Origin of the sequence: Nocardia cyriacigeorgica (assembly GCF_005863245.1) — a bacterium.
Taxonomy (GTDB): Bacteria; Actinomycetota; Actinomycetes; order Mycobacteriales; family Mycobacteriaceae; genus Nocardia; species Nocardia cyriacigeorgica_C.
On the sequence record NZ_VBUT01000002.1, the window covers coordinates 29,704 to 50,224 of the forward strand.

Sequence of the window (20,521 nt, forward strand, 5' to 3'; positions counted from 1 at the left end):
GCTGCTCCGACGACAATTCACCGTCACCGGCCACCACGTCCACGTCGAAGGCCGTCGCGAGTTCGACCGCCCCGGCGCCGACCACGACCAACGCCGAACAGTCGCCGTCCAACGCGCCGCAGCCGCAGCCGTCGCCGACGGAGCGGCGAGGTGCCGACGGCTCAACGGGCAACCACCTCAGCGACGAATACTGCGCGAAGAATCAGGACCCCGGCTGCCCGGCCGGCAGCTACGTCGGCCCGGACGCCATCCCCAACCCCAATGGCGACGGCACCTGGGTGCCGTGCGAAGGCACCATCTGCACCAACCCCAACCACGGTGCGGGACCGGAAACCACTGCACCGGTCCAGCCGACCACCCAGACCAACCCGACCACCCCGCCGCCCGACAACAACACACCGGTCGAGGGCGCGCCCTGCGGTGAGGACGGTCGTGGACGCTGGGTGCACCTCGAGGGTGGAAATGCCGGCCACTACGGCACCGAATGGTTGTGCCGCTACGAGTAATCGCCGCGAATCGTGTGCCGCAGCCGGAGGTGCTCGCCGGTTCGTGGCCGACGGGCAGTGCAGACGGTGATAGGGGCCGTGGTCGACGACCACGGCCCCCATCATTACGACACCAACTCGGTGTCCCTGGACATCGGCGCCGACCGGTAGCTCGCTGCGCCCAACGGTGCCGAGGAGTACGCCGCGGGCGGCGTAGCGGTCAGCCCTGGTAGCCCATCCCGCGCATCACGGTCCGGACATGACTGTCGTAGAGCGCATCGGCGTCGCTGATCAGCTCGCGCAGGCTGCCGAAGACCTCGGCGGCGATGAACCCGAGGATCGAGGCCCAGGCATTGAGCAGAATGCCGGGAATGGGGGAGTCCGGCAGGGGTTCGCCGTCACCGGTGAGAAGTGGCCCGGCCGGCAGCGACGGCACGCCGGTGGCCGCGGGATCGGCCACGCCCGCCTCCACGGCGGCCAGATAGGAGCCGGCCAGCGCGTCGATCACCCGGCCCGCCGCCGGGCCGGTCTGCTCGGGCGCGGCCCGATATCCCGGGATGGGTGTCCCGTTGATCAGGGCGAACTCGCCGGGGTTGGCCACGGCCCATGCCCGCGCGGCCACGCAGGTCGCGCGCCAATGCCCGGCGGGATCGGTTGCGGCACTGGGCTCGGCGGCGTTCATCGCGTCGGCCAGCGCGTCGTAGGCGTCGACACACAGCGCGGTGATCAAACTCGCCTGCGAGTCGAAATACCGGAACAGTGCGGCCGGTGCCATCCGCATATCCCGCGCGATCGCCCGCAACGACAGCCCACCGGTGCCTTCGGTGGCCAGCTGCCTGCGGGCATGCAGTTTGATCTCGGCGATGGTGGCCGCGCGCCGTTCGGCCCGACGGGTCGGTGGCTGGAGTTCCTTCGTCTCGGCCATGGACCTCTCCTTCCCGCGAGGCGGCTGGTGCGGCCATCCGGCCGTCGCGTGATGCGACCGACGGTTACTCAGAGATCAGCCCTCGCGATGCGATATCCGATCACCAAAGGTACCCGGCGAGCCGGGCAAACGGTGATCACAAACCTGGAAGGCCCAGCTGTGGAAGTGCTCGGCTGCCGGACAGCGGCACCCCGCGCTCGTGAAGTCGCGGTTGACATTCCTTTCGTCCACCGCCAGCATAGTGTGAACAGTGATCGCATTGTGAGTAATGATCTCGCTTATCAGAGATGTGCGGTCAGGACGCGAACGGAGGCAACCATGGCCGAACTCGACGATCGGGCACGCGCGGTCCGCGCGGCGATCATGGACCAGGTACGCGGCGAGGGAACGGTCCCGACGATGGCCGAGCTGCGCACGCGGTTCGGATTGACCGAGCCGGAACTCGCCGCCACCATGCGTGACCTGGAGGGCGCCATCTGTGTCGCCTGCCAGGATGAGGAGCACGCCGGCAGCCTCGTCTTCCAGGACGAGCCGCTGAGGACTCCGCAGCCGCCGGTCGGCGAGCTCGTCTACGCGCGGCCGTTCGCGACCTTCGAAAACCACTACCGCGTCACCGTCGACGGTCGGCAGCGGTGGTTCGCCGAATGCGCGGTCGAGGCCTGCGCGATCTCCGGCCAGTTCCCCGGTTCGGAGGTGATCGTGGATTCGCTGTGCCGGCAGACCAAACAACCGGTGCGACTGGTCGGACGCGACGGCGTCCTGGTGAACTACGCACCGAAGACCCTGCGTGTGCATCTGGGCTACCCGATGCGTGAGATGCCGTACCGGGTCGTCGGGTGGTGCGACTACAACAGCTTCTTCGCCTCCGAGGAGGCCGCCGAACAGTGGCGAAGCGAGCACCCCGGGATCAGCGGGATCACCCGGTCGCCGGAGCAGATGTCGCACCTCATTACCGAGCTTCTCGGCAAGGGCAGGCTCGACTATGACTACCAGCCCACCTTCGGTCTGCTGTCGATCGCTCGCAATCTGCGTCGGTTCGGACTATATGGGCCGTTCTGGCTTCCCACACCGAAAATGGCCCGCGACTGGCAACGGCGCGGCCTCGGAAATTTCTTGCGATTCAGGCTGTCATAGCGGCGAGCCGCCGACCCGGCCGGGTGGAGTCGACACTGTTGTTTACGACCCGCAGCGCCTGGCGGGGGACTTCGGCGCTGATGGCCGCGCGTGGCCCGGCGGCTGGACAACGGAATCACAGGACTTCTGAATTTGTGCAGATGCACAAAGTTCGAACTTCTCGCTCTCTATCGTGCCAATGGCGCCGGGCGCCGCCGTGCTGTGAACTCATTGCAGTGGGTCGTCGTCAACGGCCGGCCCAATGGCATTCACCGGTCGTCGCGGGCGACGGCCGTCGGGAATCAACGACGATTCGGAGAACCTCTGGTGAAAGCAACACGGCTGGCGGTGGTCGCGGTGGCGGCGTGCGTCGCATGGGCCGGCGGCGGCGCGGCGGCGGCCGATCCGGCGTTCCCGCCGAGCTTCCCACCTGATCAGAATCAGCTGCCGAGTCTGCCGTCGGAAGCCGACGTGTACGAGATTTTTCCGCTGCCCGATCCGCGCAGCGACCCCTGGTATGCGGCACCACCGGACCTGGCGACGATGAGCAACGGTCAGATCGTACGAACCCGCGATGTCGGTGCCTACACGCTGGGGATTCCGATACCGGTGGCAGCGCGCCAGATTCTCTACCGCAGCACCGACAGCAACGGCCGCCCGCTGGTCACCGCCACCACTGTGCTGACGCCGGGTATTCCGTGGATCGGCAGTCCGCGCCCGCTGATCTCCTATCAGGAGGCGATCGATTCGCTCGCGCCGGTATGCAACCCGTCCTACACGCTGCGAGCGGGCACGTTCAAAGAGATCGCGCTGCTCCAGTACTACCTGGAGCAGGGGATGGCGGTGGCGGTGCCCGACTTCAACGGCCAAGCCAACACCTGGCTCTCGAAGGGGGAGGGCCATATGGTGCTCGACGGTATCCGTGCCGCGAAATCCGATCCGGCGCTGGGCCTTCAGGATTCGGCCGTGGGACTGTACGGGTACTCGGGCGGCGGCAGCGCCACGGTCTGGGCGGCCGAACTGCATCGGAGTTACGCGCCCGAGCTCCGGATTCTCGGTGCCGCCGCGGGCGGGGTCCCGGCCGAGAAGAACGACATCCTGGCGTTGAACGCGAGCGCTGAGGCCGGGTTCGCCACGTGGACGATGTGGCCACTGCTAGCGGCGCTGGCCCGTGAGTTCCCCGACATCGTGCGCCCCGAGGAGATCCTCACCGGCGAAGGCCAGGCGATCTTGCGCGATGTGCAAGACCGCTGCGCTTACACGATCGGTGCCACCGGCATGTTCCGGCCGCTGCGTGCCTACCTCGCCCAGCCGGACGCGCTCGACGATCCGCGACTACGTGCGCTGCTCGACGAACAGACACCCGGCCGCTCATCGAATCGGCCGGACATGCCGCTGGCGATATTCCACTCCACCGCGGATCAGTTGTTGCCCAAGCAGGTGGCGGTGCAGCCGTTGATCAACCGCTATTGCCGGGCGGGGGTGGATCTGCGATATCTCGACGTTCCGTTGTCGGAGCATTTCATCGCCTCGGTCACCGCCTCCTACCCCGCGATGGTGTGGTTGAGCCTGCAAATGCGCGGCGGGCCACCCGGGCCCCGAATCTGCCCGTGACACCACCTTCGATCAAGGACGCCGGGCAACTGCACAGAATGGGCGCGCTCTCCCGCACGTCGCAGCGGTGGCGGCCGGTCGAGTCGTCTCGCAGCGCCGGCTTGATCGGTCTGCGCAGCTTCACAATGACGCGACCGCACCGACCTGACAAACATCAGACGTTAACGTGAGTGCCGGGCTAGTCTGTCGGCAGTGTGCTCTGTCGTCCGACCCGGCCAGGCGTGTTCTTCGAAAGGCGCAGCATGTCGCACGAGCCCGAAAACTCGACCGCCGCTACCACCGCGGAGCAACAAACGTCGCCGTCGCCGCGGTCGATCTCTTTCACGGTCACCGCGGTGGTGCGTGCGGCCGTGGCAGCGGTCCTCGTGGTCGCGCTCGTTGTGGTGTCGTGGCTGCTGGTGATGGCTCGTTCCGACATCGCTGACCGCGATGCTGCAGCTGCCGCCGAGCGGCGTGCCGAGCAGGTCGCCACCGATTACGCCGTGGGTTCGGCGACGGTCGATTTCAGCGATATCAACGCCTGGGTGGCGAGGCTGAAGGCCAATACCAGCCCAGAGCTCGCGGCGAAATTCGAGGCGACGGCTCCGGAGCTGGAGCGGATTCTCGTACCTCTGCAATGGAAGTCCACCGCTGGTCCGATTGCCACGACGGTGGAATCGGAGTCGGGTGGTGTCTACAAGGTTCTGGTGTTCGTCGACGTCAACTCGACCAACAGCCAGGACCCCGCCGGGGCGCGCACGACCGTGACGTACGCGGTGACCGTCGACGCGAACAATGGCTGGCACGTCACCGACGTCGGTAGTACGGGCTCGGCGCTGCCGGTGAAATAGCGAACTCTGGCAACAGCCCTGCCGTTCGGTCGAAGCGGATGATCCGCTGACCGCGGCAGGGCTGTTGCGTGTGGTGTGCCCACGTGCGCGGAGCGGCTGAATGTCGATAGGTCGACTTTTTGGATTGTATCCATATTCAAATACGGCTACTATTTGAACTGTTGGATTACACGACAAGGGAGTCGATGATGGCCGATGCGTGCAGGTCTACCCGTGGTCAGCAGGTGTGCTCATGGGAGTGACGGTGGTGACGGGTGCCGGAAGTGGCATCGGCAGGGCGACCGCGCAACGGTTCGCTCGGCACGGATGGACGATCGTCGTGTCCGATATCAACGAGCTCACCGGCAACGAGACGGTGGAACTGATCCGGAGCGCGGGCGGGACGGCGGTATTTCGCCGGCTCGACGTCGCCGACCCGGACGACTGGGAGCGCTTCACCGAATGGGTCTGCGATGAGTTCGGTGTCCCGGAGGTGGTCGTGAACAACGCGGGCATCCTGATCGGCGGCGGCTTTCTCGAGCAGTCCGGTGACGATTGGCGGCGGATGATCCAGGTCAACATGATGAGCCCGATGGTGGGTTCGCGTGCCTTTGTCGAGCGCATGGTCGCTTCGGGGAAGCGCGGCCACATCGTCAACGTGGCCTCGGCGGGTGCTTTCCTGCCGACGGGTATCGCACCGTCCTATGTGACAGCGAAAGCCGGTGTGTGGCTGGGCACGCAGGCGCTGCGTGCCGAGTTCGCCGGGCGGGGGATCGGCGTGAGCGCGATCTGCCCCGGAGTCATCCGGACGCAGCTCGCGGCCAACGGCACGCGAGGTGGTGTCGACAGTGCGGGCAGTTCGGCATGGTCGCAGAGTCTGGCCGCCGGCCAAAGGGTGTGGTTGCGTTCGCCGGCGCGGGTGGCCGCGGCCATCGAGCGAGCGGTGCGCTGGAATCTGTCGACGGTGCCTGTCGGCAGTGAAGCGTGGCTGCTGTGGTACGTGCACCGGCTCTCCCCGGGAGTAGTTCGTGGCCTCAGTTCGGCAGTGCGAATGCCATTGGTGGACAAAGCAATCGCACTCACCGGCAAGGCATTGGGAGGTGTGCGATGAAGACTGTCATCGTTACCGGAGCCGCGGCCGGCATCGGCCGCGAAACCGCGAAACTGTTCGCCCGTAAACAGAATCGGGTGATCGTCGCCGATATCGACGAGCTGGGTGCCGAAGCCACGGTACGTGAGATCAAGTCGGCCGGTGGGCAGGCACTTGCTTATCGCCTCGATGTGCGCGACGAGCAGCAGTGGGAAGACTTCGCTACCTGGGTCGGCGCCGAGTTCGGCGCAGCCGACATCCTGGTCAACAACGCCGGTGTAATGGATATCGGCGGTTTCGTCGAGACCACCGTGCCGCAGTGGCAGCGCATGGTCGACATCAACTTGATGAGCGTGGTCTACGGGTCGCGGGCCTTCGCTCGCCAGATGATCGCCGCGGGCGTGCACGGCCACATCGTCAACATCGCTTCGGCGGCGGCCTTCCTGCCCTCGGGTCTCGACCCGGCCTACGGTGTCGTGAAAGCCGCCGTGCTGATGGCGACCCAGTCGCTGCGGGTCGAAATGCGGCAGCACCATATCGGTGTCACGGCGATCTGCCCCGGAGTCATCCGGACCAACCTTCTCGCCAACGGCGAACGCAATGGCCTCACCGCCGAAGAACGTGAACAGTGGCGGGCCGATGCGGGCGCGGCGCAGACGGGTTTGGCTTACGCCGGGCCCGACAAAGTCGCCCGGGTCATCGAACGATCGGTGCGCCACAACTGGGCGGTGGTGCCGGTCAATCCGGAGGCGTGGGCGATCTACGGCCTCATCCGGCTCTCGCCGACCCTTGCCCGGGTCGTGCCGTCGGTGCTGTCGTTCGACCGGCTCGAACGCGCGCTCGCGGTCGCCAAACCACTGCTCGATCAGCTCACGAAAGGCAAGGTCACGCCGTGACAACGCGAATCGATCACGAGGTGCTCATCATCGGTGCCGGCTTCGGCGGCATCGGAGCCGCCGTCGAACTGCGCAAGGCGGGCATCGAGGACTTCCTGATCATCGACAAAAACGACGGCATCGGCGGCACCTGGTACGCCAACACCTATCCCGGTGTGGCCGTGGATATTCCGTCGATCTACTACAGCTTCTCCTACGAGCCGCCCAAGACGTGGACGCGGATGTTCGCGCCGGGGGCCGAGGTGCAGAAGTACGCCGAGCAAGTGGTCGACTCCTACGATCTGCGTTCGCGGATCCAGCTGCGGACCACCGTCGTCGGTGCCGCCTGGGATGAAGACGAGCACGTGTGGCGCATCGACCTGGCCGGGAACAAGAGCATCGTCGCTCGGTACGTCATCGGCGCGATCGGTGCGCTCGAGGTACCCTCGCTACCCGACATCCCCGGCTTCGACGGCTACGCGGGCAAGATCGTGCACACCGCGCGGTGGGATCACGACTTCGACTACGCGGGCAAGCGGATTGCCGTGATCGGCACGGGCGCCACGGCACTGCAGTTGATTCCCGAACTGGCAGACGTCGCGGACCGGCTGACGGTGTTCCAGCGCACCCCGATCTGGGTCGCACCGAAACCGGACTTCCCCATCCCACCCGCGGTGCGCACCGCGCTGCTCAATGTGCCCGCACTGCGACGGACCGTCCGCGCCGCGGTCACCGTCGGCATCGACTTCGGCCTCACCGGAATCGGTGTGTTCCACGACCGGGTGCCGTTGCTCGCGCAATTGCTCGAGCGTGGTGGCGCAGCCGGATACCGTGCCTGGCTGCGGGGAAACCCTGAACTCGCCGAGCAGCTCACCCCGAAGTACGCGCCGGGTTGCAAGCGGCCGTCGGTGTCCAACCGCTATCTCAAGACCTTCACCCTGCCGCATGTCGAGTTGGTGACCTCGGCGATCACCGAGATCACCGAGAACGGGGTGGTGACCGCCGACGGCACCGAGCACGCTGTCGATGTGCTGGTGTGTGCCACCGGATTCAAAGTCATGGGCAAGGGCACCACTCCGCCCTTTCCGATGCGAGGCGTCGACGGCCTGGACCTCAACGAGTTCTGGGATGCCAACAGATTCCAGGCGTACCAGGGTGTTTCGGTGCCAGGTTTCCCGAACGGCTTCCTGATCACCGGTCCCTATGGCTTCGCCGCGGGCAGCTACCTGGCGATGATCGAGTGCACCAGCCGTCACGCCGCCCGCGCGATTGCTGAAGCCCGCCGCCGCGGCGCGACGCGGGTGGAGGTGAAGCAGCACGCCCACGACGCGTACTTCGAGAAGTACCGTCGTCGCGCGGAGAAGACGCTGTGGCTGTCACCGGCCTGCGAAGGCTCCAACACCTATTACGTCAACTATCAGGGTGACGCGGCAGCCATACGTCCGAGCACGCACCTCGAAATGTGGTGGGGAAACAAGCATTTCCCGATCGACGACTACCGCTATGAACGGCGTCTGCCGGTCGGCGGCGAAGATGACACGCGCACATTCACCGCGCTGGCGGGGCACAGCTCGTGAGGTCCGGCACCGCACGCCCGGCGACGATCTGATCGACACCAGCCATGCGAAGGAGGCTTGCTTCCCGAATCTGATTCGGGAAGCAAGCCTCCTTCGGTTCGTTCCTACTCCTGCGAGATACGGTCTTACGCGGTGACCGAGGTCAGACGGTCGAAGGTCTCCCGTCGGCTCGCGGTGTCGCAGGCTTGCTGCAGTGCACGTCGAACAGTGGCGTCGGCAAAAACAGGGGAACTGCCGATACGAATGATCCGGTGGTCGTCGAGCAGGTGGATCACATCGAGGAGCTCGCGCGCGCATTCTTCGGTAACCGCGACGTCGATGACGCGCTCGGGATCGGCGTCGAAAATCGCTGCCGCCATCGGGCCCGCATAGGCGGCGCTGACGCGGCTGAGCACCGACAGCGCGGCGAGCACGGTTTCGGCTGAGCCGGTGGCGCAATGGCCGGCGACGCGCACGCGGCGCTCGGCGGGCACTGCGCCGAGGATGGCGTTCAAGCTGTCGGCGCCGGGGACGAGCGCGGCCGTGCGAACGATTCCCTCATCGTCGTCGATGCCGCGCTCGAACTCTCGGGTGAGTTCCGGCGTGGCGTGCTCGACGAACAGCGAGGCCGTGAGGTAGTCGCCGCGGCGAAGCAGTTCACGCGCGGCGGGAATGATGATCGCCGGAGGCAGCAGGGGCGCGAAGAACGGCACGACCCGCGGGTCGACATACGGTGCTGCATCGGCAAGGTAGGTCGCGGGCAGTCCACCGGCCACCGACGCCGCTCGATGCTTGTGATCCATCCCGATGGCTCCGCCCGCGCGTCCGGCGACCTCGGGTGGGATGACAGCAGGCGCGATCGTCGTGATCAGCTTGTCGGGTACGAGTGGCGCCAGTGCGCTGATCCGGCGAAACATGGCGGCCATGGAGTCGAAGATCTCCGCGGAGATCCGCTTGCGCAGCTGTTCGATATCGCCCGCGCCGAGGCGGTCGAGGCTCTGCAACTCTTGGGTTCCGGCGTCGAGTAGTTTGGCGAGCAGTTCCAGCTGCCCGCGGGTTGCGATGGTTGCCACGTGCCGGACCTACTTTCCGAACAGGATCTTGCGGGCAGGGATACGAATGAGCCTGGGCAGCACCGCCAAGGTGGCATCGATCGCCTGATCCAGGCTCAGGTGCACGGCGGCGAGCTTGCGCTCGAGTAGTCGAACGAGCAGATCGGCTTCCTCGTCGGTGAGTTGTTCGAACACCTCGGCCGGCTCGGACAGGCGGGTGGACAGGGAGTTCGGCATCGACGGTGTCTCCTGTGGCAGGTTGTGTGTCATGACTTTGTTGCGGTGACCTTCTGCGCGAGCCCGCCGCACCATTGATCGATCGAGGTGAAGCCGAGATCGGACAGCGCGCTGGTGATCTCGTCTCTGCCGAACATGCGAACGCCGCCGGCACCTCCGATCGCACGGCTGCGTAATGAGTCGACTCCGCCGGGTGCCAAGCTGGTCAGGACTACCACCCGCCCGCCGGGTCGCAGAATTCGAGCGATCTCCGACAGCGCCCGGTGCGGGTCGTTGATGAGATAGAGCGCGGCCAGGCAGGTGACGGCATCGGCGACGCCGTCGCGCAGGGGAAGGTCCTCGGCATCGGCACGCAGGTACGCCACCGACTCTCCGCCGTTGTCGGCGCAGGCCCGATGCAGCATCTGACGGGAGGCGTCGATGCCGATCGCGCACCCGTTCGGTGCTACCCGGGTGCCGAACCAGCCGGTGAAATTGCCCGGCCCGCAGCCTATATCGACGACAACACGACCGGGGACCAGTGCCAGGGCGTCGGCGACCTGCTCGCGATCGCGGTCGCGGCCGGGAGCGTTGGGCCCACCGGCCAGTCGGAGCCCGAGCGGGCGTAGCGCTTGATAGCCCGTCGAATACGCCGTGGTGCGCATCAGCCGCTGGGCGAAGGTGCGCGCAGGCGGTGCGGTGCCGCCGAGCACGTCGGCATAGCCGTCGGCGCAGACCTCGACGCGTGGGAAGCGGGCCTTGTCGATGAGTTCGGTGAGTCGCGCGAGGGCTGGAGTCTTCTGCTGGGTGATCATGCCGGCTCCCGTTTTTCCGAGGTGGGCGGTTCGGTGTGGTCGAGGGTGGACCGCACAAAGGCTCCTATTTCTGTGAAGGCGTGGCGGGCGTCGGGAATCAGATCGGCACCGGCGTGGAAGACGTGGATAGCGTTGTCCCAGATCTGCAGTTGCAGTGGCACGCCTGCGGCGGCACTGCAGCCGGCCAGCTGCTCGGCATCGGCGAGCAAGACTTCTCCCGAACCCACCTGGATCAAGGTCGGTGGCAGGCCGGTGAAGTCGTGGTTGACCGGTGACCAGCGGGGATCCAGGTGCCCGTCGATGAGCATGCCCCACCGCATCGGAGTCGCCAGAATCGCGGCGGACAGCACGGAGTCGGTCGCGTCGTTGGGATGTCGCGAACGTCGAGCCGGGTCGTAATCAGCCCAGGGCGCGAGTGCGACGAGCGCGGCGGGGGTCGGCAGTCGACGATCCCGAACGGCCAGCGCTGTGGAGAACACCAGCCCGCCGCCAGCGGAGTCGCCGGCGATCACGATGCGGTCTGGGGGGAACGCGCGATCGAGAAGATATCGGTACGCGTGCACGCAGTCGTCGACCGTTTCCACGATGTGTGCGTCCGGAATCTGACGGTAGTCGACATTGAGGACCGGCAGTCCGGTGTGTTCGGACAGCCGGGCCACGATGCGCCGATGCGTGTTGAGCCCACCGGTCACTAGCGCGCCGCCGTGGAAGTACAGAATCGCACCGCGCGGATCGTCGTCGGGACCGTTCGTGCCTCGTGACCACACCCACTCCGCGCGGAACTCACCGAAATCGACGGGGTGGGTGCGGGTTCCCCTGGGTGGGCGGAGAATCGCGGCCCAGGAGTCGACGCCGCGCAGGATGCGGATGCACCGATCATCGGTCAGGAGTCCGCGCTGATTTGCCTGCACTCCGAGGTCGAGAAGGTTTCGGGCCGTGAGCTTCAGTGCCCGGTCCGCTGCGCGCATGCGCCTGCTGGCGCGGGGGCGGGGCTCAGTGATCGTCACGCAGTCCGAATCCTGCCGTCGAGTTGTCGATGCGGCACGTGTCATGTGAAGCCTTTCGCCTCGGTCGACTCGTGGCTGGTAGGGGAGCCGACGCCGTCTTCGGATAATAATACTATTCAAGTAACGTAACAATGTGTATCTTGAGAGATGGCTCCGCATACGGACGCTCTTGTGATTATGGGATTTTCTAGATAATCCAGGTCCGACTGTGGGTGTGCTACCCGGGATCCGTCGATGAGCCGGATCGTTCAGAAGGAGAGTTCTTCAATGTCGCAGGTCTCTGCTCGCAGGCACTCGTCCGCCGATCTGTCGCCGCCTCCGGCGCAGCTGCTCGACAAGATCGCGCTGGCGATGACCAAGCCGGTCAACATCACACGCTGGTATGCGTTGGTCATCGCGGTCTGTCTCGCGATGATCGTGGTGACCCTTCTGTTGCTGATCTACGTCATGCCCGAGGGCTCCGACGTGGCAGGCACGGTGGAGTTCTACGCGAAATACAACGGACTCCTTCGCGGTGTGTCGGCATTCTTTGCGCTGTTGTTCCTAATCGGAGCCGTATGGTCGGCGGCGTTCATCTCGACGCTGTGGGCTGCTGACCGCAGCAAGAATCGGGTGCTGACCTGGACAGCGCTGTTCAGCGAGGTCCTTGTGCTCGGGCTGTTCTTCGTCGAAGCCGGCGTGTTCGCGGGCACGGTCCTGCTCTCCGGTAACGCTCCCGACGAGATCATCCACGCGCTGCATGTCACGGTGCTCGTCTCGGCGGCTCTGCTCGGGCCGGTGTGGATCCCGTTCGCCTGGGCGGCCTGGCAGATCTCGCGGCGTAGCGGATTGTTCCCGGCGTGGTTGAACAAGCTCTGCGTGATCGTGATCGTCATCGACCTGTGCACTCTCACAGGCGTTTTCACACTGTCCGGGCCGCTCAATGGAGCCAATGGGCTCATCGGCGCGTTCTCCGGCGTTCTCGGTCCCGTTGTGTGGATCGGCGGCTTGTTCGCCTGGGAGTTCGTCGAATGGGCCCGGTATCGGACGTCGGTGTCGACGACGCCGAACGCGACCTCGAAAGGTATCCAGGCATGACCGACAGGATCGAACACCCGCAGTACGAAGTCGCCGTTATCGGGGCGGGCCCTGGCGGGATCGCCGCGGCCGCGAAACTCCGGATGGCCGGAATCGAGGACTTCATCATTCTCGAACGCGCCGACGATGTGGGCGGCAGCTGGCACGAGAACAACTACCCCGGTATCAGCGTCGACGTGCCGTCGACCACCTACCAGTACTCGTTCGCGCGCAACCCGAACTGGTCGCGCTTCTTCGCGCTCGGCCCCGAGGTGAAGCAGTACCACGCGGACGTCGCGGGGCAGTACGGGCTCTATGAGCGCATCCGCTTCAACGCCGACGTCGAACGCGAGGTGTGGGACGACGACGGCCGATTCTGGACGCTGCACATCAATGACGGGTCGGTCGTCACGGCACGCTTCCTGATCAGCGCTATCGGCGCGTTCGTGCGGCCCAAGGATGATGTCGGCATCCCGGGAGCCAAGTCGTTCCGGGGCAAGGTGCAGCGCCCTACCTCATGGGACAACGACTACGACATGGCCGGGAAGTCGGTCGGCATCATCGGTACCGGAGCCAGTGCCGTGCAGATCATTCCGGCGATCGCCCCGGAAGTCGGACACCTGACGGTCTTCCAGCGCACCCCGGTCTGGTCGGTACCGAAGCCGGACTTCGTGGTACCCAAGGCGATGAAGGTGGCGCTGGCGGTCCCCGGGGTATCGGCGACCATCAACGGCGCCGCCTTCGTGGTCGTGGATCTGCTCCTTCGTTTCGTGAGCAATACGCCGACGCGCAGCTTCCGTCCGATCGCCGACAAATTCGACGCGTGGACGATCGCCGGATACCGCAGGTATGTGCGGTATGTCGTCAAAGATCCGGCCACCGCGGAGAAGCTGAGCCCGAAGTTCGGTCTGCTCGCCAAGCGTCCGACCATGTCGACGGGCTATCTGCCCGCCTACAACCGGGAGAATGTGGAGCTGGTGACCGAGCCGATCGAGAAGATCACGCCGACCGGGGTCAAAACGCGCGACAACACCCTGCACAAGCTCGATGTCCTCATTCTGGCCACCGGCTACGAGGTGTTCTCCGATCCGGAAACCTACCGCCCGGGCACGGTGGTCGGTCGCGACGGATTCGATCTCGCGAAGTTCTACTACGACGAGGGTTTGCAAGCCTATCAGAGTGTTTCCGTCCATGGGCTACCGAACCGGTGGACGCTGGTCGGCCCCTATTCGTGGAGCGGAACGAGTTGGCATGCCTTCGTCGAGATGACCGCTGACCACGCGGTGCGGGCGATCACCGAGACCCGCCGGCGCGGCGCGGTGGTCTGCGAGGTCCGCAAGGAAGCGGCCGAGCGGTATCACCGCACGGTGCACCAGCAAGCCGAAGGAGTGCGGTACTACCTCTGCGAGCTCAATGGGCATGTGCCGACCTACTACCGGAATTCCCAGGGCGACAGCACCTACATCCGGCCGGACAGTTTCTTCCGAGCCCGCCGCAAGACTCGGAAGTTTCCGCTCGACGACTACCGCTACGAGGTCGCTCCTCCTGCCGGATCGGTAGCCCGAGCGGATATCGCGGTCGATGCGGCGGCCCATCCCGCCGATGTCTGACGGTCCGCCTGACCAAGAACGGAGCTACACAGTGAAATCGATGAAACATGACGGTGCGGTGAGTTCGCCGGATGTCGACGTTCTCGTGATCGGTGCAGGCGTCGGTGGTATCGCGGCCGGCTGCCAGTTGCGGCGAGCAGGGATCGACGACTTCCTGATCGTCGACCGCCGCGACGACTTCAGCGGTACCTGGATCGCGAACACCTACCCGGGTGTCGCCCTCGACGTGCCGTCGACCTCGTATGAGTTCACCTTCGCGCCGAACGAGTGGTCGCGGGTGTTCGCCGAAGGCGCCGAGGTACGCGAATACTGCCAGCGAGTCGCCCGCGAGCACGGACTCTACGAGCGGGCCCGATTCGGTGTCTCGGTCGATCGTGAGGTCTGGGACGACGAAACCGGCTGCTGGACCGTGTATCTGGAAGGCGGCGAGACACTGACCGCGCGGTATGTCCTCAGCGCGACCGGGTTCTTCCTCGAACCCCGCTCGAACGCCGGCATCCCCGACGTCGACAAGTTCGCCGGAAAGCTGATGCACTCGGCGGGCTGGGATCACTCCTACGACTATCGGGGCAAGCGAGTGGCGGTGATCGGTACCGGGGCGAGTTCGATGCAGATCGTTCCGTCGATCGCGGCCGAAGTCGACCATCTCGATGTGTATCAACGCACGGCGACCTGGTGTTTTCCCAAGCCCGACTTCGCCTTCGGTGTGATCGGGCGCCGGCTCATGCGTTCTCGGAGGTTCCACACGGGCGCATACATGGCGAACTGGTATGCCTTCCAGGCGATCGTGGTCGCGGCCGAGAAACTACCGACCCGCGCGGCGCTGGCCGTGATCACCGGGCTCGAGCGCCTTCTCCGGGCTGTCTACCGCCTCTACCTGCGGTTCCAGGTCAAGGATGAGCAGGCCCGCCGCGCCCTGGTGCCGCGGCACGGGGTGATGGCGAATATGCCGACCTTCGGCCGCGGGTTCTTGCAGACCTTCAGCCGCAGGAACGGAAATCTGGTGACCACGCCGATCGAGCGGTTCACCGAGCGTGGGATCCGTACGGTGGACGGCACCGAGCGCGACTACGACATGATCGTGCTGGCGACCGGGTTCCATCCCGCGTCGGAGCCGGAATCGTTCCCTGTCGGCAAGGTCCTCGGCCGCGACGGTTTCGACCTCGGTCGGTTCTACCGCGACAACGGCATGCAGGCCTATGCGGGCGTGACGATCCCCGGAATGCCCAACCGCTGGTTCCTCTACGGTCCGTACGGGTGGAACGGTGTGACTTGGGTGAGCATGATGGAGAAATCCGCTTTGCACATCGCTCGGGTCATCGCTGCGGCCAAGGAGATGGACGCCGACGTTGTCGAGGTCACCGCACAGTCGCATGAGGCATGGCACCGGGAGATGGTGACCAGCCGATTCAGTGTGGCGGCGCGAGAATACCTGGTCGAGCACCAGGTCAAGCGGCACAATGTGCGCAGCTACTTCTCCAACAGCCGGGGTGAATCCCCGATCCTGCGGCCCTCGCGCGGATTCCGTGACTCGCTGTGGGATCACAGCGAAACCTTCGATCCCGCTGCCGATTACACGTTCCGTGCGGCGGCATCGGGGCGGTCCTTGCTCACGGAAGCCGCACTCGACGACGCGGCCGACGACGCCGTGGAAGCGCGCCGATAGCGCCCCGGTCCGGTGCCGCCTCTTGCGGTGAACAGTGTCGACTGAACGGATGTGATGATGAGAATTCCCCTGGTGGGGCCGGTCGCGGGTAAGCAGCGGCGGGTGGTTCTGGTAACCGGTGCGGGCAGCGGCATCGGCCGGGCGATTGCCCTGCGGCAAGCCGGCGCGGGTGACGTCGTGATCGCGACCGATATCGATGTCGCCGCCGCGGAGCGAACCGCGCAACTCGGCGGCGCGGATTGCCACCCCTACGCGCTGGACGTGCGCGAGCCCGAACAGTGGCAGCGGGTGACCGACGAGGTGATCGCTCGGTTCGATGTGCCCGACATCCTGGTCAACAACGCCGGCATCGCCCTCGGCGGTGCGTTTCTCGACCAGACCGTTGCCGACTGGGAAAAGATCATGTCGATCAACGTGTACGGGGTCGTGCACGGCTGCAAGATCGTCGGCTCGGCGATGGTGGCAGGCGGTCGGCCCGGCCACATCGTGGTGATCGCCTCCGGGGCCGCCTGGACACCCAACCGGGTCGCGCCGTCCTACTCGACGTCGAAAGCCGCGGCGTTGATGATCGCGGAGTCGTTGCGGACCGAACTCGCGCCGCACAACATCGGTGTCAGTGCGGTGTGTCCCGGCGTCACCAGGACACAGCTGGCGACGAACGCGACACTGATCACCGGAGACTCGGCGTCGACCGAGGAGTTTCGCGCCAATTTCGCTCAGGCCCAGGCGCGCTACAGCTTCGCGACCCCGGATATGGTCGCTCGGGCGGTGCAGCGTGCCATTCGTTACAACCTCGCCATCGTTCCGGTGAACTTCGACGCCACCCTGGCGTGGGTGCTGCACCGGCTCTCGCCGGGGCTGATGCGAATGATCTGTGCTATCCCGACGATGAAACGGGCGGGCGACGCCGCACGTGTTGCCGCGCAGCGTGTTCCGGCATCGATCGCCTTCCACCGCGATCAACCCTGATTTCGCGCTCGTCAGTGGCCGGCCGTGTCTCGGACATGGCCGGCCACTGCACGCGTCAGCGGTGCCGCTGGTCAGTGCACGGGCAGGTCCGGAGCGGAACCGGCGAGTCGTCCGAGCCAGAGCCGGATGGTCGTGCTCAGTATTTCCGTGGATTGCTCGGCGGTCATCACCTCGGCGGCCCGCGCGACGGCCAATCCGGTGCCGGTCGCGATGACCGCGTGTACCGCGCTGTCCAAGAGCGGGTCGTCGTCGGAAATCTCCTCGGGCAGGTAGTCGATGAGCACTGCGCGGCCGGATTCGAGCATGCGGTTGAAGGTCTCGACAGAGGTGGCGCGGTGCTGGGCGTCGCGAATCGCGGTGATGAGGAACTCGGCGAGCAGCGTGATCATCGCGGTGTCGCCGGAGACCCGAGTCCACCAGGCGGGCAGCACGGCCAACCGGGCCTCGAGGTCGTCGGGCGCGGCGATGAAACTGGTGGTGAGCTTGGTCAATTCAGCGTTGATGCGGCGGCGGATCACCTCGATGCACAGCGATTCCTTGCTGTCGAAATTGCTGTACACCGCACCGATGGTGCGGCCGGCCTCAGCGGCGATCGCCGCTATCGAGGTGGTGTGGTACCCATCAGCGAGGAACAGCTGTTCCGCGGCGTCGATGAGGCTTTCGCGGGTCTGCGCCTGGCTTTCGGCGCGGGTCAGCACCTTGCGAGCGGCCACTGATGTTCAACCTCCATGTATTCGCCCTGCCGACCGCGCCGGCCGGGCAGACCGACCTTCCGACCAGCTGTCACCGAATTCTAGAGGGTTGACCGTGATCATCTCGCCAAGGTTGACGTATCGCCCTCATTGAAATAATACTACTATGCAAATAATGAAACAATCCGCACGTGCACAACGAAGTGTAGGGAGCAGAGGATGGTCAGTCCTGATGAGATCGCCGTCGTCGGCGGTCCGGTTGTCGCCGAGTTGCCGCGCAGGGCCAGTCGTCGGCTGCGTGTCGCGCACCGGCTGTCGAGTGCGACGTTGCGGCGCTTCTTCGACTTCGCGGTCCGCGTCGACGAACGCGGTTTCCTCACGCCAGGGCAGTCGATGTTCGTGGCACGACGGTTGGAGACGGTTGTCGCGCCGCTGCGGCCCGCCAGAGGAACCCGTCTACGCAAAGTCGTCTTCGAGAAGTTCCGGGCCGAATGGGTGTGGGGGGATGCCAGTGGTTTCCCGGGCGACGGCGATGACCCGGCCGCGATCCTGTACTTCCACGGCGGCGGGCTCGTGTCATGTGGCCTCAACACCCACCGGCGTATGGTCGCGCGGATCGCCCGGGTCGCGGGCGTGCCGCTGCTACAGGTGGACTACCGCCAGATCCCGCAGGCGCACGTCACCGAGACGGTCGACGACTGCGTCACGGCTTACCGGTATCTGCTGGATCTCGGGATACCGCCCGAGCGAATCACCGTCATGGGCGACTCCGCAGGTGGCGGGCTGACCTTCGCCATGGCGTTGGCGGCGAAAACCCTGTCGCTGCCGATGCCCGCCGGCATCGTCGCGATTTCACCCTGGGCGGACTACGACTCCACGATCAAGCGGGGCCACCCCAACGACGCTCTCGACGCGCTGCTCGGTGCCGATGCCTATGCCCTCCCCGTGAAATGGGGCGTCATGCGCGACGGTCACCTCGATCCGATGTGGTCGCCGGTGAACCACGACTTCTCCGGTTTGCCGCCGGTGCTGATCCAGGTGGGATCCACCGAAGTCCTCCTCGCGGATGCCGAACTGCTGGCGGCCCGCTGCGCAGCGGCAGCGGTACCGGTGAAAGTGCAGGTCTGGGATAGCGCCTTTCATGTCTTCCAGGTCGCCGCTGATGTCCTGCCCGACGCACGCCAGGCCGTCGGTGATATCGGAGCGTTCGTCCGTGCGGTGCTCGACGATGCCGGGGTGAGCCGGGAGCTTCGAGTCGAGAAGGCGCTCGCGTGAACGACGTAATGCGGGCTTCTCGTGTTCCCCGATAGGGCACGATGGCAACCAGGCGCCACTGCCGGGGTGGCAGGCACGCCGGACCAGTGACCGGATCGGATGGAGAATCACGTGGGTGAGCGTGTACCTCGGGGCAGGGTCGCCCGTGGGCGCAAGCTCGGGATGCTCGCGGCGGGGCACGCCGCCCGGGGCGCGACGACGAGGCTGTCGATGGTCGGGCGGTCCGAACGAGCCAAGGAGTTGCTCGCCCAGCGCTCGACCGTAGAAGCCGCCGAGCAGGTGGTGGAGGTCCTCGGCAGTCTCAAAGGCGCGGCCATGAAGCTGGGACAGATGCTGTCGGTACTCGATCTGGACCTGGTGCCCGAATCGCACCGCGAACGATTCCAGCAGAAACTGGCAGTGTTGTGTGACCAGGCGCCGACGACGCCGTTCGCGACGATGCGCCCGGTGGTGGACGAGGCCTATGGTTCGCTCGGCCGGGTCTTTCGTGACTTCGACGAGGTGCCGATCGCCGCGGCATCGATCGGTCAGGTCTATCGGGCCACGCTGCGCGACGGCCGCGATGTCGCGGTGAAGGTTCAGTATCCGGGCATCGATGCCGCGGTGCGCTCGGACCTGCGCAACCTCGCGCTGTTGGCCAAGATGTGGAAGTCGATGTGGCCGACGCTGGAAGGCGGGCTGCTCGTCGAGGAGATCGCCCGCAACTTCGAGAACGAACTCGACTATCAGCGCGAGGCGCACAATCAGCACCGTGTGGCACGGCAGTACCGTGACCACCCCTTTATTGCCGTGCCCGACGCGATTGTCGAGCACTGCGCACCGCGTGTACTGGTCACCGAATACTTCCCGTCCCGCCCGTTCGCCCAGATGTGCGAGCTACCCAGCGATCAGCGGGACCGGATCGGTGAATTGATCTTCCGTTTCTATGTCGGCTCGCTGTTCCAGCGCAACGAGTTCTGTGGCGACCCGCATCCGGGCAACGTGCTGCTCGCCCCCGACGGGCGGGTCGGGTTCATCGATTTCGGGCTCTACAACCGGATGAATCCTCGCGATGTGGACTTCGAACGCGCGGTCATGCGTGCGGCGGCGGAGCAGCGAGCAGACGACCTGTATTCGATGATGGTCCGCCGCGGCGTTGTCGACCCCGAGTCCGCCGTCACCGCGGAGCAGTGCCTGGAATACGCCTGGTCGGCGTCGGAGTGGAACCTGCTCGACGAACCGATCACCGTCACTCCCGAGCTCGCCTCCGGCGCCGTGCTGTCGGCCATCGATCCTCGCGTATCGCAATTCGACGGTATCCGGCATCAGTACCTGCCCCCGGAGCACGTGTTCTCTCGTCGCGCCGACTTCATGACATTCGGCATCCTGGGCCGGCTGGGGGCCACCAACAACTGGCACCGGATCGCGCGCGAATGGATCTATGGCGAGCCGGCGGTCACCGAGATCGGCCGGACCCTCGAAGCTCGGCGGCTGGTCCCCGGCGACGTCGTCGACTGACGCGGATGCCATGACGGTGCGGGTGGAACCCGGACGCGGATTTCTGAAAAATAGCGCATTTAGGATCACATAATTATCTGAATTGTACTACTATTCAAAGTTGCGGCGCGTAGCACGCGCCGCACGGACAGTGCACTGGTACAACAGATCGCATCCAGCTCGCTGAACTGGGAAGACTATCGCTTCGGCTGAATTCGGG

Annotated in this window: 18 protein-coding genes and 1 pseudogene; 13 read left to right on the plus strand and 6 right to left on the minus strand. The window is 65.7% G+C overall.

Annotated features, from left to right (window positions below; all coding sequences use genetic code 11):
- Positions 1–146: 146 nt before the first annotated feature.
- Positions 147–506, plus strand: a pseudogene (locus tag FEK34_RS31350) (hypothetical protein); the annotation flags it as partial.
- 199 nt (positions 507–705) lie between these two features.
- On the opposite strand, the gene FEK34_RS03410 reads toward FEK34_RS31350, so the two are convergent.
- A complete protein-coding gene (locus FEK34_RS03410; RefSeq protein ID WP_138446415.1) occupies positions 706–1,410 on the minus strand; it encodes a TetR/AcrR family transcriptional regulator in 705 nt (234 codons plus the stop codon).
- 318 nt (positions 1,411–1,728) lie between these two features.
- Between FEK34_RS03410 and FEK34_RS03415 the strand changes: the two genes are divergently transcribed.
- From FEK34_RS03415 to FEK34_RS03440, 6 genes are all read left to right on the plus strand, one after another.
- Positions 1,729–2,544: an alkylmercury lyase family protein gene (locus FEK34_RS03415; protein WP_138446416.1), complete on the plus strand. Its 816-nt coding sequence runs from the start codon at positions 1,729–1,731 to the stop codon at positions 2,542–2,544.
- A gap of 306 nt (positions 2,545–2,850) precedes the next feature.
- A complete protein-coding gene (locus FEK34_RS03420; RefSeq protein ID WP_249358772.1) occupies positions 2,851–4,137 on the plus strand; it encodes a lipase family protein in 1,287 nt (428 codons plus the stop codon).
- A 242-nt stretch (positions 4,138–4,379) separates the two neighbouring features.
- Complete coding sequence (locus FEK34_RS03425; RefSeq protein ID WP_138446417.1) at positions 4,380–4,967, plus strand: hypothetical protein; 588 nt, start codon at positions 4,380–4,382, stop codon at positions 4,965–4,967.
- Positions 4,968–5,199: 232 nt separating this feature from the next.
- A complete protein-coding gene (locus FEK34_RS03430) occupies positions 5,200–6,057 on the plus strand; it encodes an SDR family NAD(P)-dependent oxidoreductase (RefSeq protein WP_138446418.1) in 858 nt (285 codons plus the stop codon).
- A complete protein-coding gene (locus FEK34_RS03435) occupies positions 6,054–6,932 on the plus strand; it encodes an SDR family NAD(P)-dependent oxidoreductase (protein ID WP_138446911.1) in 879 nt (292 codons plus the stop codon). The genes FEK34_RS03430 and FEK34_RS03435 overlap by 4 nt, the downstream gene beginning before the upstream one ends.
- Positions 6,929–8,488, plus strand: a complete 1,560-nt coding sequence (locus FEK34_RS03440; protein WP_138446419.1) for a flavin-containing monooxygenase — start codon at positions 6,929–6,931, stop codon at positions 8,486–8,488. The genes FEK34_RS03435 and FEK34_RS03440 overlap by 4 nt, the downstream gene beginning before the upstream one ends.
- A gap of 125 nt (positions 8,489–8,613) precedes the next feature.
- Here the strand turns inward: FEK34_RS03440 and FEK34_RS03445 are convergent, their stop codons facing one another.
- From FEK34_RS03445 to FEK34_RS03460, 4 genes are read right to left on the minus strand one after another with little or no spacing between them, the layout of a single operon-like run.
- On the minus strand, positions 8,614–9,540 hold the full coding sequence (locus FEK34_RS03445; RefSeq protein ID WP_138446420.1) for a hypothetical protein: 927 nt from the start codon (positions 9,538–9,540) through the stop codon (positions 8,614–8,616).
- A gap of 9 nt (positions 9,541–9,549) precedes the next feature.
- Positions 9,550–9,756, minus strand: a complete 207-nt coding sequence (locus FEK34_RS03450) for a hypothetical protein (protein ID WP_138446421.1) — start codon at positions 9,754–9,756, stop codon at positions 9,550–9,552.
- Positions 9,757–9,785: 29 nt separating this feature from the next.
- Positions 9,786–10,550: a class I SAM-dependent methyltransferase gene (locus FEK34_RS03455; protein WP_138446422.1), complete on the minus strand. Its 765-nt coding sequence runs from the start codon at positions 10,548–10,550 to the stop codon at positions 9,786–9,788.
- Positions 10,547–11,716 carry an alpha/beta hydrolase gene (locus tag FEK34_RS03460; RefSeq protein WP_249358773.1) on the minus strand — a complete coding sequence of 390 codons (1,170 nt, stop codon included), beginning with the start codon at positions 11,714–11,716 and terminating at the stop codon, positions 10,547–10,549. The genes FEK34_RS03455 and FEK34_RS03460 overlap by 4 nt, the downstream gene beginning before the upstream one ends.
- A gap of 108 nt (positions 11,717–11,824) precedes the next feature.
- On the opposite strand from FEK34_RS03460, the gene FEK34_RS03465 reads away from it, so the two are divergent.
- From FEK34_RS03465 to FEK34_RS03480, 4 genes are read left to right on the plus strand one after another with little or no spacing between them, the layout of a single operon-like run.
- Positions 11,825–12,634, plus strand: a complete 810-nt coding sequence (locus tag FEK34_RS03465; RefSeq protein ID WP_138446423.1) for a hypothetical protein — start codon at positions 11,825–11,827, stop codon at positions 12,632–12,634.
- A complete protein-coding gene (locus FEK34_RS03470; RefSeq protein WP_138446424.1) occupies positions 12,631–14,223 on the plus strand; it encodes a flavin-containing monooxygenase in 1,593 nt (530 codons plus the stop codon). The genes FEK34_RS03465 and FEK34_RS03470 overlap by 4 nt, the downstream gene beginning before the upstream one ends.
- 40 nt (positions 14,224–14,263) lie before the next feature.
- Positions 14,264–15,889 (plus strand): flavin-containing monooxygenase, encoded by a 1,626-nt coding sequence (locus FEK34_RS03475; RefSeq protein ID WP_171048031.1) that lies wholly within the window; start codon positions 14,264–14,266, stop codon positions 15,887–15,889.
- A 57-nt stretch (positions 15,890–15,946) separates the two neighbouring features.
- A complete protein-coding gene (locus FEK34_RS03480; protein ID WP_171048032.1) occupies positions 15,947–16,858 on the plus strand; it encodes an SDR family NAD(P)-dependent oxidoreductase in 912 nt (303 codons plus the stop codon).
- A gap of 71 nt (positions 16,859–16,929) precedes the next feature.
- On the opposite strand, the gene FEK34_RS03485 is transcribed toward FEK34_RS03480, so the two are convergent.
- A complete protein-coding gene (locus FEK34_RS03485) occupies positions 16,930–17,571 on the minus strand; it encodes a TetR/AcrR family transcriptional regulator (RefSeq protein WP_138446427.1) in 642 nt (213 codons plus the stop codon).
- 198 nt (positions 17,572–17,769) lie between these two features.
- Between FEK34_RS03485 and FEK34_RS03490 the strand changes: the two genes are divergently transcribed.
- Both FEK34_RS03490 and FEK34_RS03495 read left to right on the plus strand, forming a co-directional pair.
- Complete coding sequence (locus FEK34_RS03490) at positions 17,770–18,825, plus strand: alpha/beta hydrolase (RefSeq protein ID WP_138446428.1); 1,056 nt, start codon at positions 17,770–17,772, stop codon at positions 18,823–18,825.
- A gap of 111 nt (positions 18,826–18,936) precedes the next feature.
- Positions 18,937–20,322 carry an ABC1 kinase family protein gene (locus tag FEK34_RS03495; RefSeq protein ID WP_138446429.1) on the plus strand — a complete coding sequence of 462 codons (1,386 nt, stop codon included), beginning with the start codon at positions 18,937–18,939 and terminating at the stop codon, positions 20,320–20,322.
- The last annotated feature ends 199 nt before the right edge of the window (positions 20,323–20,521 follow it).

What these genes read in the sequence shown, in the direction of transcription:
- FEK34_RS03475 (WP_171048031.1), top strand. Translation starts at nt 14,264, where the DNA reads ATGAAACATGACGGTGCGGTGAGTTCGCCGGATGTCGACGTTCTCGTG.
- FEK34_RS03460 (WP_249358773.1), bottom strand. Translation starts at nt 11,716, where the DNA reads ATGCGGAGCCATCTCTCAAGATACACATTGTTACGTTACTTGAATAGT.
- FEK34_RS03465 (WP_138446423.1), top strand. Translation starts at nt 11,825, where the DNA reads ATGTCGCAGGTCTCTGCTCGCAGGCACTCGTCCGCCGATCTGTCGCCG.
- FEK34_RS03455 (WP_138446422.1), bottom strand. Translation starts at nt 10,550, where the DNA reads ATGATCACCCAGCAGAAGACTCCAGCCCTCGCGCGACTCACCGAACTC.
- FEK34_RS03490 (WP_138446428.1), top strand. Translation starts at nt 17,770, where the DNA reads ATGGTCAGTCCTGATGAGATCGCCGTCGTCGGCGGTCCGGTTGTCGCC.
- FEK34_RS03480 (WP_171048032.1), top strand. Translation starts at nt 15,947, where the DNA reads ATGAGAATTCCCCTGGTGGGGCCGGTCGCGGGTAAGCAGCGGCGGGTG.
- FEK34_RS03450 (WP_138446421.1), bottom strand. Translation starts at nt 9,756, where the DNA reads ATGCCGAACTCCCTGTCCACCCGCCTGTCCGAGCCGGCCGAGGTGTTC.
- FEK34_RS03470 (WP_138446424.1), top strand. Translation starts at nt 12,631, where the DNA reads ATGACCGACAGGATCGAACACCCGCAGTACGAAGTCGCCGTTATCGGG.
- FEK34_RS03435 (WP_138446911.1), top strand. Translation starts at nt 6,054, where the DNA reads ATGAAGACTGTCATCGTTACCGGAGCCGCGGCCGGCATCGGCCGCGAA.
- FEK34_RS03410 (WP_138446415.1), bottom strand. Translation starts at nt 1,410, where the DNA reads ATGGCCGAGACGAAGGAACTCCAGCCACCGACCCGTCGGGCCGAACGG.
- FEK34_RS03430 (WP_138446418.1), top strand. Translation starts at nt 5,200, where the DNA reads ATGGGAGTGACGGTGGTGACGGGTGCCGGAAGTGGCATCGGCAGGGCG.
- FEK34_RS03415 (WP_138446416.1), top strand. Translation starts at nt 1,729, where the DNA reads ATGGCCGAACTCGACGATCGGGCACGCGCGGTCCGCGCGGCGATCATG.
- FEK34_RS03425 (WP_138446417.1), top strand. Translation starts at nt 4,380, where the DNA reads ATGTCGCACGAGCCCGAAAACTCGACCGCCGCTACCACCGCGGAGCAA.